The following is a 14,197-nucleotide window of genomic DNA, read 5'->3' as shown; positions in this document are numbered from 1 at the left end:
TAGAGTTAAGGAAGAATCATGGCTCAAACTCTTTATGACAAAGTGTGGAATGCACACATCGTAGAACAACTGGGTGAAGACACCTTATTGTACATAGACCGTCATCTCATTCACGAAGTGACCACACCACAAGCCTTTGCTGGTTTGAATGAAAATAATCGCAAAGTACGTCGTCCTGACCTTACTTTTGGCACGATGGACCACAGTATATCGACACGTTCTTTAGCGCTTGATGCGTGTGGTCCGCAAAATAAATTACAACTACAAACGTTGGCAGATAATTGTGCAGCACACAACATCCAACTTTATCCGGTTGGTCACAAAAACCAAGGAATTGTACATGTCATAGGTCCACAACTTGGCCTCATTCATCCTGGTATGACGGTAGTTTGTGGCGATAGCCATACGGCTACACACGGTGCCTTTGGCGCGCTAGCATTTGGCATAGGTACGTCACAAGTTGAGCATGTGTTAGCCACTCAAACATTGAAACAAAGCAAAGCCAAGAGTATGCAAATCGAGGTTGCCGGCAAGTTACCGATTGGGGTCACAGCAAAAGATATTATCTTGGCAATTATAGGGAAAATTGGCCATGCTGGTGCAACTGGCTATGTGATTGAATATTGTGGCGAAGCGATTAGCGACTTGTCGATGGAACAACGCATGACCATCTGCAATATGAGCATTGAAGCTGGTGCGAAGGCCGGTTTAATTTCACCTGATCAGAAAACTATCGATTATCTAAAAGACAAAGACTTTGCTCCAAGCAACGCGTATTGGAATGATGCCGTTAGCTACTGGCAATCATTAACCTCAGATGCGGACGCTATATTCGATACCGTTGTGACTTTGCAAGCCAAAGATATTCAACCACAAATCACTTGGGGAACTAACCCAGGGCAAGTTATTGGAATTAACCAAGCAATCCCTTCGCCTGATGATTTTGACGATCCAATCGAAAAAGAGTCCGCCGTCAAAGCGCTCAAATACATGGGCTTAGAAGCTGGACAAACCTGGGATAACGTTAATATATCTCATGTCTTTATTGGTTCTTGTACCAACAGCCGCATCGAAGATTTAAGAGCCGCTGCAAAAGTCGCAGCCTCAGGTAAAGTGAAAAGTCACATAACCGCCATCGTTGTTCCAGGCTCTGTGGCAGTTAAAGAACAAGCAGAAAAAGAGGCATTAGATGTCATTTTTAAAGCAGCCGGTTTTGAGTGGAGATTACCAGGTTGTTCTATGTGTTTAGGCATGAATGACGATGTTCTGCAACCAGGTGATCGCTGCGCATCTACCAGTAACCGAAATTTTGAAGGGCGCCAAGGTCGGGGTTCAAGAACCCATTTGGTGAGTCCTGAAATGGCGGTTGCCGCGGCGTTAACGGGTAGTTTTGCAGATTCAAGACAGTTTGGAGAATAAGATGACAGGATTTACTGAATTAAGCGGCAAGGCCGCACCATTAGACCAAGCCAATATTGATACCGATCAAATAATCCCAAAGCAATTTTTAACAGGCGTCACCCGCTCAGGCTATGGTAAGCACCTATTTCATGACTGGCGCTATTTAGACTTACATGAACAGGAATTAAACCCCGAGTTTACTCTAACTCAAGAGAAGCATAAGGGAGCAAATGTGCTGCTCTCACGTGAGAACTTTGGCTGTGGTTCAAGCCGCGAACACGCTCCTTGGGCGCTAGCTGATTTCGGTTTTGGCTGCATTATTGCGACCAGTTTAGCGGATATCTTTTACAGTAACTGTATTAATAATCAACTTTTGCCAATTGCACTTTCAAGCAACATAATGGACGATTTGTTTGAACATGTTGCCAGTAACCCAGACGTGATTTTTCATATCGATCTGCCAAATCAAACGGTAAAGGTAGGTGAAAGCAGCTATAAATTTGAGATTGCGCAGCATCACAAACAAAATATGATCAAGGGCTTAGATGCGATTGGGCAAACTCTCGATTTTAACAAAAGCATCAGCGCATTTGAGAAAAAACGTGCCGCTTGGTTATAATAATCTAATCAGATTGGGTGAATTTTATACCTATATATAAATTTAGATATGCCGCAAAAGGCCGATGGTTTGCGGTAGTCATTAATTTTGCAATATGGGTTATAGCTTAAAGTTAACAAATCAATTACATTACGGTTATTCGAGATTCAATAGTATATATATGATTAAAACTATCTCCATTTCCGAACTAACTATAGGCATGTATGTCGAGAACGTGGTCAAGCAGAAAGGCAACGTCCGTATTAAAAGTAGAGGATTAATAAAAACTACCGCTATTTTAGATTCCCTTAAAAGCAAAGGAATATTGGAAATTGAAGTCGACTTTGATAAAAGTAAAATAGTAGAGCATGCTCTTGCTGCTCGAGAGCCGCATTTTGAAAATCACATTGCAGACCCTACTGTAAACGCCAACAACGTTTCGTCAAACGCGACAACCGCCTCGCCAATAAAAGAATATAAGCTGACCAGTATTGTGCATACTGGGCAACATCAAAAAGCATTACAAGACGCTGATAAATTGTACGTACAGGCAAAAAATGTACAAAAGGACTTCGTGGCGAAGTTACGCTCTGGCTCAACACCCAACATTGAACACTTGAGTAAGCTAGCTCAAGATATTATTGATTCGGTATTTGATAACGTTGATGCATTGTCTTGTCTACTCATGCTGAAAGACTCAAGTGAATATTTAGCAGAGCATGCTATCAACTGTGCAATATTATTGACTATGTTCGCTAGTTCAAGGGGAATGTCGCAAGCTGAAATTGAAGATCTAACCATGGCTGGCTTGCTAATGGATATAGGCATGGCATCCCTGCCCCGCGATTTACTAAACACAACCGCCGAGTTGAATGAAACCGACTGGGCTATAATGAGGAGTCATGTCGATATTGGTATCGAGATAGCCCAGCGCTTAAGTGATACACCACCTATCGTGCTCGATGTTATTGCAAATCACCATGAACGTGTTGATGGCAGCGGGTACCCCAAAGCAAAAACGCTTTCCGAGATCAGTGTGTATTCTCAAATGGCAGCGATTGTCGACTGCTATGACGCAATGATTTCGAACCGCCATCATCAATGCTCGGTTACTGCAACTGAGGCACTGCATCAATTAGAGAGCGATGAGACGCTGAATAGTGACTTAGTGAATGAGTTTATCAATACCATTGGACTGCATCCAGTAGGGTCATTGGTGCAACTACAGAGCCAACAGTTGGGTATCGTAAGTCAACGCAATAGTAAACAGCCACTAAACCCAATAGTCATGATTTTCTATAGCATGCAAACACAACTGCATACGGCAGTTCATCGAGTCGATTTGAACCAATCTGATGACTATATTTTAACTGGCGTTAGACCGGAAGAATTTAGTATGAATTTAGACAAATTTTTTAAGCGTATTTTTCTGCCACAGTAGCGCAAACAATTTATGTTGTGCAAGCAAGTGCACAGTTTGCAATACTGTTGCACTTTGCTGTTTACCTACCAGTCGGATAAAGCGTTCATGGTGAACACCTCATCTTTAAAAGACAAAATCACCTTTTGTGGTTCTATATTTACCAGCTGCAAGTCTTGTGCAATAAAGTCACCTTCGACTAGGCGTCTACCATTAACTCTAACCCAACGTTCCGGCCTATTCGATGAATACATATGAGCGCTGAATACCATTGCTGGAATTTGTGTTTGAATAGCAACAGAGAGCTGGTCAACTCTTGGCAAATCATCATAACTAGCGGCCAACGGATTAACCGGCGCCACATCTGAATTGTTATTCAAATCAGCAATCGCTTTATTTATTTTTCTTAATAACGCGGCAGATACATTTGAGTCGCTTTGACTTGAAATAGGCTCAATTAATTCGCCTTCAGCCTGTTTTTTTGTAATGCTATCTAGTATTTGTTGACTGTTATTACCACTCGGTAAGTAACCTAATACGATGGGCTCCGCTTCTTGCCCCGCTGACTTATTTGTTTGCTCTGGCGGCGGTGAATTTGTAATTTGAGAACGGCCCTCGACATTATCATTATTAGCGTTACTTTTTAACACTTTGGCATCTTCGTTTGAGGCATTGTTGCTCTGCTCATTCATCACTGCTGTTCGGTTATCATCATCGGAACTGACGTCCTGTGGTTTTCGAGGCGTGTTTACTGGTTGATAATCGATAACCACATAGTCTTTATCTTTATACAAAGCCAACCAGTGAGGAATGGAAGCGATGTTCCAACCAACACAAACACCACCGACGACTAACAGCAAGAGCAACGACATATTCTTACCATACAAATCCCAAGACGAAGGTAAGGTATCCATAGAGGGCATAAACAACGAACGATGGTACTGCGGACTGCCCTCATTATTGACTTTGGCAGACCGCCTTTCATTTTGCAGCAGCTGTTGTGTTGGTGTTAATTTAGTGACCGCTTCCTCAGCTTCAACTTCTATGTCGGCTGTTGTGGCATCAAGCAAGCCTAAACTCTGGCTCAAGTCGACTTCAACTTCAGTCACGCCCATGCTAGTTAAGCCCTTGATCATTTCAAGACTGCGGATCATTCCTACTGTTCGGATTTTAACCGGACCATGTTGACTAATTACTTTACTGACTAACATACCTGGCTGCAGGTCGGCCACCTTAAATAGTTTAAGCATACAAACCTCCCACAACTAAACCTAGAATGATGGAAGTAACAAAGCTACCTACAAAGATCCGTTTCCACAGCTCTTTTTGACGTTGTTGGACAATGTCATCGCCTAATACTTGATAGCTAGCACCAACCACGAGCTGGTGTGTAATAAGCGGTTTTTGCAGTGTGTAAGCTATCGTCATTGCGCGATCACATAACAAATTAATAACCCGTGGAATACCACCACTGATTTGAAACAAGCTACTTAAGGCCGTTGAAGTAAAAATACTTGGATTGCCACTCGCCACCTGCAGTCGATGAGCCACGTACAACACAACTTCAGCCTTAGTTAAGGGCAGAAGGTGATAGCGCGCAGTGACCCGCTGAGCCAGTTGTCTAAGTTCGTTTCGGCGCAATAGTTGTTGTAACTCAGGTTGACCTATTAAGACAACTTGCAAGAGCTTTTCTCGAGTCGTTTCTAAATTAGTTAACAAGCGCAATTGTTCGAGGACTTCGGGCATTAAATGCTGAGCTTCGTCAATAATAAGTACGGTATTGATCCCACTCGCGTGGTTATCAGCCAACTTATTTAAAATTTTATCAGTAAATATTTTGAGTGAACTGGTGTTAGTATCGTACTTAATGCCGAGCTCGTCACAAACTGTCGCCAGTAATTCTATGGCTGACAAGCTTGGGTTTAAAATAACCGCTGTTTGCGTGTCATCTGATAAATCTTGCAAAAGTTTGCGAGACACTGTGGTTTTGCCTGTGCCTACTTCTCCCGTCAGCATTACAAAGCCGCCTGACTCCTTCAAGCCAAAGGTTAAATGCGCCAGAGCTTCGCGATGCCGAGGGCTCATGAATAAGTAATCAGGATTTGGAGCAATTGAAAAGGGGTTGTCCGTTAACCCAAAATAGCTTAAATACACGTTATCTGCACTGTCATGATTGTTTTATAGATAACCTATCGAGTATCACTATTTAAGTCAATGTAAAAGGGCCTAGATTACAGTCTGTAATCTGGTATTAGTGCCAAGTTGAGAAAATACCTGATTGAGTAAAAACAAGCATACTCGTTATCACCGATTTGAGGTAGAATGTGGGCAAATACAAACAAAACAAAGTCATCCATGTTTGATCAATTAGATTTAGACGACGAACTCTGCAGAGCCATAAACGACATGGGCTATGAACGCCCAACTAGTATCCAGTCTTTGGTTATTCCACATGCAATGGAAGGTAAAGACATACTTGCAGACGCCCCAACGGGCACAGGGAAAACGGCCGCATTTCTGTTACCGGTTTGCCAATATTTACTCGATCATCCGCGTAAAGACGATAGCTCGACAAGAGTGCTTATACTGGTTCCTACAAGAGAGCTGGCTAATCAGGTATTTGAACAAGCAAAAGCAATTACAAAATACACACATTTAACCTGTGGCGTGATTACTGGTGGCATCAACTATGGCACCGATCGCGAGACACTTGCTGGCCATTGCGATATTTTAGTCGCTACACCTGGTAGGTTGTTTGAGCATATTGAACAAGAAAGTTTTGATTGTCGTGACATCGAATCGCTTATTTTAGATGAAGCGGACCGCATGTTGGACATGGGCTTTTCTTCAATCGTGCATCAAATTGCAGGTGAAGCTAGGTGGCGAAAGCAAAGCATGTTGTTTTCTGCAACGCTGGAAGGGAAAGGCGTACGTAATTTCGCAGAGGAACTGTTGAAAGACCCAGTAACACTTTCTGCCGATCCTTCCAGAAAAGAAAAGAATAAAATTATTCAGTGGTACCACCTAGCTGACGATTTAAACCATAAAAATGCGATATTGGTTCATCATCTGCGCAACACTATTGAGTCTTGTATCGTGTTCGTTAAAACACGCCAGCGCTTGCACAACCTCAAAGATTTTTTGTTTAGCCAAGATTTTAGCGTAACCTACTTACAAGGCGAAATGCCGCAAGATAGGCGTAATTCTGCATTAGCCAGTTTCAAAGCAGGTGAAGTAAAAATTCTTATTGCGACCGACGTTGCTGCCAGAGGTATTGACGTGCAAGACATCAGCCACGTTATTAACTTTGACATGCCAAGAGGCTCAGATCTTTACGTGCATCGCATTGGACGCACTGGACGCGCGGGCGCAAAAGGCACTGCAATTTCGATTGTTGAAGCGCATGACTTTGAAAAAGTCGGCAAGGTAGAGCGTTACACCAAAGAGCCCTTCAAGGCGAGAGTCATTGAAGGCTTGCGTCCAAACAATAAGGCGCCAAAAGTAATCAAAAAACAAAAAGTAAAAACACCTGGAAAAGGCAAAAAGGTCAAAGCCAAGGGCAAGTTTAAGAAGAAAACAACTAGACCATCATCACCTAAATCAAAAGAGGCGTAGATGAGTATAAAACAAATCGTCTTAGCGACAGGTAATAAAGGCAAAGTGGCCGAATTTTCGACTCTGTTCGATGGTTTTTCAATTAAAGTATCACCGCAATCTGAGTTTAATGTCGAGGAAGTACCAGAGACGGGTACCACGTTTGTTGAAAACGCAATTATTAAAGCTCGGAATGCCGCAAAAGTAACAGGATTGCCAGCTATTGCAGACGATAGCGGCTTGGCAGTCGATGCTCTTGGTGGTGCTCCGGGTATTTATTCGGCTCGCTATGCCGGCAAAAGTGCGAATGACAATGATAATATCAATAAACTCTTAGGCGCATTAGCAAACGAAACTGACAACCGCAAAGCTCGTTTTTTATGCGTACTCGTATTTATGCAGCATGAGCTCGACCCTACCCCGATCATATGTCAGGGTGAATGGCATGGCGAAATTAGTACAACACGCCAAGGTGTGGGTGGCTTTGGTTATGATCCTGTCTTTTGGGTGCCCGAGCAAAACTGCAGTGCGGCTGAACTAGATAAAAACACTAAAAATAGCATTAGCCATCGCGGTAAAGCGCTGGTGCAATTAATGCAGCGCATGAAGGTAGTATTGACCCGTTGATCCAGGAACACACAAACACAACAGGCTTACCTCCTCTGAGTTTATATGTGCACATACCTTGGTGTGTGCAGAAATGCCCCTATTGCGATTTCAACTCACACAATTTGAAAGGTGGTCTACCCGAGTCTGAATATATTAGTCATGTATTGGACGACTTAATGGAAGACCTTCCGCTTATTACCAACAATGGACAACTACGTGAAGTGTCGAGCATTTTTATTGGCGGTGGCACACCGAGTTTATTGTCTGTTGCTGGAATGCAGAGACTGTTGGATGGTATTGCAGCAAGAGTTCCATTGGCCCCCAGTGCAGAAATTACAATGGAGGCGAACCCCGGTACGGTTGAGGCCGAAAAGTTTATTGGTTTTGAAAAAGCGGGGATTAACCGCATTTCAATTGGTGTTCAAAGTTTTGATGAGCGGCACTTAAAAGCACTCGGTCGTATCCACGATTCAATGCAAGGTAGAGCTGCTGTTGAACTGGCGAAACGCTTAGGATTGCGTAGCTTTAATTTAGATTTAATGCATGGCCTTCCAAACCAGAGTGTTGCAGATGCAATGCTGGATTTACAAGAAGCCATTACACTAGCACCACCTCATTTATCATGGTATCAACTTACTATTGAGCCCAACACCGCGTTTTATTCGAAACCGCCGACACTGCCTGATGACGATATTCTATGGGAAATTCAAGAACGTGGTCATCAACTGCTGACTGAAGCGGGCTATGAGCAATATGAAATATCAGCCTATGCAAAACAGGGTCAACAGTGCCAGCATAACCTCAACTATTGGCGTTATGGCGACTATCTTGGTATTGGTTGTGGTGCGCATGGCAAAATAACCATGCCCCCCAATACACCGGCATTACCCGCACACGCCATCATGCGCACGGTAAAGGTCAAGCATCCAAAAGGCTATATGGATTTCACTCGCGCTTATATGGACAAAATAAGCCAGGTTGAAATTGACGATCTTGCATTTGAGTTTTTTATGAATCGGTTTCGAATCATGGAAGCTTGCCCCAAAGCACAGTTTGCAAAAAATACGGGGCGAGAATTAACTACCACTGAATTAAAACACTTAGAAAAAGCCCAAACCATGAAACTGATTAGCAGTAATGACCAAGAGTGGCAGCTTACTGCGACCGGCAAGCGTTATCTGAATAGCTTATTAGATTTGTTTGTATAAATCATTGGATATGAGCTATGTGTGTAAGCTATGTGTACAAGCAATGAGTGCAGTGCAACTTTGAGTTTACAAAAAAAAGGCGCTTGAGCGCCTTTTTAAACTAAATAATACTTATGCCTACGCGGGAAACTGATAATTTTCTAGGGTTTTTCTCAACGCTAGCTTATTCAATTTTCCTGTCGCTGTATGAGGTAATTCGTCGACAAACACAATGTCATCTGGCATTGATAGCTTGTGAAGTTTGCTTTGTAAAAACGTTATTATTTGTTCACTTGATACGCTTGTATCTGCTTTACGCACCACTACTAGTAGTGGACGTTCTGTCCATTTAGGATGATAACGTCCAATGGCCGCTGCTTCGGCTACATCTGGATGACTCACGGCCGCATTTTCAATCTCGATTGAACTGACCCATTCACCGCCGGTTTTTATAACATCTTTAGTGCGATCGGTAATTCGCATATAACCTTGCGGGTTAATAGTAGCGACATCACCCGTATCAAACCAACCAAGTTCATCCACTGGGCAACCTTCTGAACCAGGTATTTGAGATAGACCATAGTAACCACTTGCTACCCAAGGACCTTTTACTTTAAGGGCTCCAAAGGCAACGCCATCCCATGGTAATTGCTGATTATTTTCGTCCACAATACGCATTTCAATACCAAATACACCCCGCCCTTGCATGCATTGTAGATCAAATAATTCGTCTTGCGTTAATTCTTCCATACCTGCTTTTTTGCAAAATATAGTACCCAGCGGGCTCGTTTCAGTCATGCCCCAACCCTGCACAACCTCAACGCCATGTTGTTGTGCAAATCGTTCGATAATGGTTCTAGGACAAGCAGCGCCGCCGACAGTAACGCGAGTCATGGTGGGTATGGTTTTACCTGTTTTCTCTAAATAATCGAGTAATCCAAGCCAAATAGTGGGTACCCCTGAACTAAACGTAACTTTCTCGGTTTCAATCAAGTTTTGTAGTGCTTCTCCATCGGCCATTTTGGGCCCCGGCATGACCATTTTAGAGCCCGCCATTAATGAAGCATAAGGTGATCCCCACGCATTTACATGGAACATAGGCACGATAGGAAGCGTGGTCTCTTTATACGACGCAGCCACTGCATCGGGCATGCTGCCGCATATCGCATGCAACAAAGTGGAACGATGGCTATATACCACGCCTTTTGGGTTACCCGTGGTGCCTGAGGTATAACACATGGCGCTGGCCGTATTTTCGTCAAACTCAGGCCAATCAAAGGCAGAGGACTGTTTACTTAAGAGTGTTTCATAACACATGGCGTTAGGTAAGGTTGTATTAGGCATATGGGCTTCATCAGTTAAAATAATGTAGCCTTCAACCTTAGGAAGATGATCTTTTAGTGCTTCAAGCAAAGGTACCACTAATAAATCCACAAAAATAAATCTGTCTTCTGCGTGATTGATGATGTAATTCACCTGCTCGGGAAATAATTTAGGATTTATTGTATGACAAACCATGCCACTGCCTGATACGCCGTAATAAAGTTCAAGGTGGCGATAATCATTCCAGGCTAACGTACCGATACGATCACCAAATTTAGCACCCAGCTCAACTAACGCATTGGCCAACTGACGGCTACGATTGGCGAAATCTTTGTAAGTATGTCTATGTCTTGGGTTATCCGCAGTGACAGAAACAATCTCCGAATCCGGAAAGTTCTTATCCGCATGTCTAAGTATTGAGGAGATCATTAACTGGGAATTCATCATCAAAGCTTGCATATTTTTTCCTGTAAATTATGTGTTATATCCATTTATCATATTTGCTTAGCACGTCGCTTTTTATGTAAAGCTGCTACCAAGCCGTCACACCGCCATCAATAGCGATAGTTTGTCCTGTCATATACGAATTACCCGGGGACAAAATCAGTAACATGGCGTTCACCACTTCCTGTGGTTTAGACAAGCGTTTCATCGGTGTGCCTCTTGCTAATTGCGCTTGTCCTTCTTCTGACGCAAATTCACCTAAAATAGCGGTCGGACTGTAGAAGGGACAAATGGCATTGCAACGCACGCCTTTTCTGGCATATTCCACAGCGGCTGTTCTGGTCAAGCCTACTACCGCGTGTTTGGCTGCGGCGTAAGCTCCGCCTTTTGGTGCTCCGCCTAAACCTGCTAACGAACTGATATTAAGCACGTGCCCTTCGCCTTGCTTAAGCATCGCTTCAATTTGATATTTCATACCAAACAGTACACCATTTACGTTCACGTTAAATTGACTATGCATAGTCTCTGCAGTCAATTTATGTAAAGGCGTCAAAGCGTGAGCAATACCCGCATTGTTGACGCCAATATCCACTTTGCCAAATTTCTGTAAGGCACTATCGACCATACTTTTACAATCTTGTTCTTTGGAAACATCACATAACATCGAGATTGCATTGTCTTGGTCTGGTAAAGAGGCAAATGTTGCATCTACGTTTTGTTGATTGATATCACTTATCACCAATTTACATCCGCGTTTGGCGAGTCCTTGCGCTAACAAACGGCCAAAACCGCCACCAGCACCGGTGATCAATGCTACTTTTCCGGTAAAATCTAGTAATTCATCCATCAAATTGTTCCTATTGTTTTTAACTACAAATTTAAACAAGGCATTTATAAAGGTGAGTAATACTTCAGCTACTGGTTGGCCTTGATCCTCTTGTAATATTTTGCGATATAATTATGGCCCACTTGGTTCGCCATGTAGTATTAATGTAAACTAATTGTTATGTAGAACACCAAAAGTGGTGTGAAAAGTCAACTTGCCCAAACTAATGCGGGATTATCTATTTAGTGAATAGACGGGGTATTTAGCCCTGTTGAGCTAGCTAATCTGTGTTTATTTTGTAAAATAAAATCACTAACTTAGAATGAATTGGGAGAGGGCTTAGTGGCAGCTACTGCTGTTTTGGCAGAATAATCTGCGCTTCAACGTCAGCTTGCTGCGAACGTTGTACTGAACTTTCAATGCTTGTAAGGTGTTTTTTTAGCGTAACTGTATCGAGCGCCTATTTGTACTAGTAGATAGAGACTAAATTCAAGATCTAATGACTATATTCAGTTTGACCCTAGTCTAGCTAGCGCTCAGAAGGTAAGGCGGTTCTGACTAATCTCACAAACACCGTTCTGTTTTTCTCTTTAATAGAATTACTGCTATTAAAAAATGCCACAACCCAAGCTCGCTCAGCATCAGTCATAGAGGGTGTTGACGTCCAAAAATCGTCAGGAGGGGTGGCTGGAAACAAGTCATTATTGATAGAAGGTCTTGTGCATGAGCGCTCTGTAATCGAGCTCAGCTCTTTAATATTTGGCAAACGCCAATTGCTAGAAGCATTAAATTCATAGCCAACACTTAACGCTAACGCCTGCTTCCAAGTGTAGGGTTCAGCCTCACCAGCGCAGGTTTCGTCAACCCACTTCTGCCCTATCGCGCAACGCATCCAGATTAAATTAGTGCTTGAATGCAGCAATTGCCCATTCTCGAGCTCCAAGAAGTTTGTATCTGGCGCACTAATAGGTGCTGTTGACAGACAGAATTGCTGCGCATTCGCCGCACTAACAAACCCAACAACGCAAAATAGTGCAGTATTAAGCATTACATTCTTGATCATCGTCCAGCCCTCACCAACTTAATCCGCGCTTGCGTTGATTTATTAATAAAATTATCTACCCCTGTGTCAAAATCAAGTGCCCAAGAACTTTGCGAACCGCTCTCATTAACACCATCAACATTAGGCATGTAAGTCCAATACCACAACGCAGCGTCAGGGGCAGTTGTTCCCATGTGTGGAAAGTATTCACTTTCAATTAATGGTGGCTGTAACTTGCCAAAATGAACCAGCGATAGCAGCTCATCGTGACTCGGTAATCGCCAATCAAAAAAGCCACACAAGCCTTGTGCATTTGCGGCATCTACAAAGGCTTGTGTATTGCAATTGCCTGAAGCCAGATTACAAGCGCTGCTACCGGCATTAAAATGACCAGCGAACCCCCCATTATCGACAAATGAATACCAAGTAAAGAGCTGCTCAGCAGCATGTAAATCATCCGCAATATCGGTCTTATTTTCCCAAATCAATCCGGTAATATTGTCGCGGACGCAACTCCAATCAGGTGTATCTTGATCAACTTCGTCACCATTTTGATTTAATCGCGTAAAATCAAATCCAAGCTCCCCCCTACCCGCCTTGTCTGAAAAACCACTACTGGCCATGCGATCATATCCATTGTGGGCATCCTGGCCGGCAAACTCGCCTTGATAAGTCGTGAGATTTTCATTGTTGCTGCCGTTTAAGCTAACACCCGTATCGTTCAACGTAGTTTGAGTTTGTGGTTCAACCAGCATGGTTTGCATTTTGGTCCGTTGATTCCCGTAATTATCCGTGATCAAAAGTTGATAAATAATCTCTGTTTGTTGCAACACCAACGGTGCAATGCTGTACGTTTTCATCGAATTGGGATCACCAATAATAGGGGCTAGCAGAGAGTCAGACGTCCACAACACTGAAAATGGTTGAGCACCGCTGGCGATGCTTGACGCTTGACCACTTAGCAATAATAGCTCACCAGAAAAGACGGTTTGAACTGGGCCAATAGATAACTCAGGAATAGTGTCAGATTCACTTAATAATCTCAGTGTTTTATCTACGCTTGAGATTGCTCCTTCTTGATCTGTGACCTGTAATCGAATAGTAATGTCGGCAGGTTGCGCAAGCAAAGGTGTTTGAAAACTAAGACTTGCTTCCGTTAAAGTAGGTCCTGTGAGCACATCAGGACCGGCAATTTGTTGCCAAAGATAGGCAGATATTGATGCCGTAGAGTTTTGCGGATCGCTGTCATTGCTGGTGCTACCATCGAGCATTACCGTGGTTAATATTGGATAGGTATCGATTTCATAAAGGTCTATGCTAGGCGCCAGTATCAAGGCTATAGGGAGCACATTGACCGGATTTACCCGCATTGTAATATGGTCAGTTCCGGTGGTGCCATTACTATCGGTCGCGGTTAATGTGAGTATATAGTCGGTTACCTGCGTGACGCTAGGTATCACGACGAACGAGGTCGCTACTGTGGCCGATGCGTCTGATTGCTCGAAGGTTAAGGTTGGCGTGGCAGTCCAAGCATAGGTAATACCACCAGCAGTGCTAGTGGCGATGCCATCTACGGTGACAGTTACCTGTTCGTTAACCTCTATATTTTGACCCGCATTAACTAACACATTCGGTGTTTTAGGTCGCACAGCATCACCACCGCAAGCTGCAACAGCGCACACAGCTATGAAAACAACGACATATTTAGACCAATAATTCATCACTTAATACCAGAAATTGTTTAGCCTATGCG

General features: G+C 43.2%; 12 protein-coding genes. 6 read left to right on the top strand and 6 right to left on the bottom strand.

Going from position 1 to position 14,197, the window contains the following annotated elements:
* The first annotated feature begins 18 nt into the window (after nucleotides 1-18).
* From leuC to CXF81_RS10840, 3 genes are all read left to right on the top strand, one after another.
* Nucleotides 19-1,419, top strand: a complete 1,401-nt coding sequence (gene leuC, locus CXF81_RS10850; protein WP_101181373.1) for a 3-isopropylmalate dehydratase large subunit — start codon at nucleotides 19-21, stop codon at nucleotides 1,417-1,419.
* Nucleotide 1,420: 1 nt separating this feature from the next.
* Nucleotides 1,421-2,020: a 3-isopropylmalate dehydratase small subunit gene (gene leuD / locus CXF81_RS10845; RefSeq protein ID WP_101181372.1), complete on the top strand. Its 600-nt coding sequence runs from the start codon at nucleotides 1,421-1,423 to the stop codon at nucleotides 2,018-2,020.
* A 160-nt stretch (nucleotides 2,021-2,180) separates the two neighbouring features.
* Nucleotides 2,181-3,440 (top strand): HD domain-containing phosphohydrolase, encoded by a 1,260-nt coding sequence (locus CXF81_RS10840; RefSeq protein ID WP_101181504.1) that lies wholly within the window; start codon nucleotides 2,181-2,183, stop codon nucleotides 3,438-3,440.
* A 65-nt stretch (nucleotides 3,441-3,505) separates the two neighbouring features.
* On the opposite strand, the gene CXF81_RS10835 is transcribed toward CXF81_RS10840, so the two are convergent.
* A complete protein-coding gene (locus tag CXF81_RS10835) occupies nucleotides 3,506-4,669 on the bottom strand; it encodes a general secretion pathway protein GspB (RefSeq protein WP_101181371.1) in 1,164 nt (387 codons plus the stop codon).
* Entirely contained in the window at nucleotides 4,662-5,573 is a 912-nt protein-coding gene (locus CXF81_RS10830; protein ID WP_101181370.1) for an ExeA family protein, read from the bottom strand. Before CXF81_RS10830 ends, CXF81_RS10835 begins: the two co-directional genes overlap by 8 nt.
* 201 nt (nucleotides 5,574-5,774) lie before the next feature.
* On the opposite strand from CXF81_RS10830, the gene srmB reads away from it, so the two are divergent.
* Genes srmB through hemW form a run of 3 tightly spaced genes read left to right on the top strand, consistent with a single transcriptional unit; the run spans nucleotide 5,775 to nucleotide 8,830 of the window.
* Nucleotides 5,775-7,034, top strand: a complete 1,260-nt coding sequence (gene srmB / locus CXF81_RS10825; protein ID WP_101181503.1) for an ATP-dependent RNA helicase SrmB — start codon at nucleotides 5,775-5,777, stop codon at nucleotides 7,032-7,034.
* The gene (locus CXF81_RS10820; RefSeq protein WP_101181369.1) at nucleotides 7,035-7,640 is read left to right on the top strand and encodes an XTP/dITP diphosphatase; all 606 of its coding nucleotides are present in this window, start codon (nucleotides 7,035-7,037) and stop codon (nucleotides 7,638-7,640) included.
* Nucleotides 7,637-8,830, top strand: coding sequence for a radical SAM family heme chaperone HemW (gene hemW, locus CXF81_RS10815; RefSeq protein WP_232771890.1), 1,194 nt, complete (start codon nucleotides 7,637-7,639; stop codon nucleotides 8,828-8,830). Before CXF81_RS10820 ends, hemW begins: the two co-directional genes overlap by 4 nt.
* 117 nt (nucleotides 8,831-8,947) lie before the next feature.
* Here the strand turns inward: hemW and CXF81_RS10810 are convergent, their stop codons facing one another.
* The 4 genes from CXF81_RS10810 to CXF81_RS10795 all read right to left on the bottom strand — a co-directional run bounded on the left by CXF81_RS10810 (nucleotide 8,948) and on the right by CXF81_RS10795 (nucleotide 14,165).
* Nucleotides 8,948-10,591 (bottom strand): long-chain-fatty-acid--CoA ligase, encoded by a 1,644-nt coding sequence (locus tag CXF81_RS10810; RefSeq protein ID WP_101181368.1) that lies wholly within the window; start codon nucleotides 10,589-10,591, stop codon nucleotides 8,948-8,950.
* A 73-nt stretch (nucleotides 10,592-10,664) separates the two neighbouring features.
* On the bottom strand, nucleotides 10,665-11,423 hold the full coding sequence (locus CXF81_RS10805; protein WP_101181367.1) for an SDR family NAD(P)-dependent oxidoreductase: 759 nt from the start codon (nucleotides 11,421-11,423) through the stop codon (nucleotides 10,665-10,667).
* Between the two features lie 508 nt (nucleotides 11,424-11,931).
* Nucleotides 11,932-12,465, bottom strand: a complete 534-nt coding sequence (locus CXF81_RS10800; RefSeq protein WP_232771889.1) for a DUF1566 domain-containing protein — start codon at nucleotides 12,463-12,465, stop codon at nucleotides 11,932-11,934.
* Nucleotides 12,462-14,165 (bottom strand): DUF1566 domain-containing protein, encoded by a 1,704-nt coding sequence (locus tag CXF81_RS10795; protein ID WP_198556381.1) that lies wholly within the window; start codon nucleotides 14,163-14,165, stop codon nucleotides 12,462-12,464. Before CXF81_RS10795 ends, CXF81_RS10800 begins: the two co-directional genes overlap by 4 nt.
* Nucleotides 14,166-14,197 lie beyond the last annotated feature (32 nt).

Origin of the sequence: Glaciecola sp. 33A (genome assembly GCF_002836745.1) — a bacterium.
Classification (GTDB): Bacteria; Pseudomonadota; Gammaproteobacteria; order Enterobacterales; family Alteromonadaceae; genus Glaciecola.
This window is presented reverse-complemented; position numbering and strand designations above follow the sequence as displayed.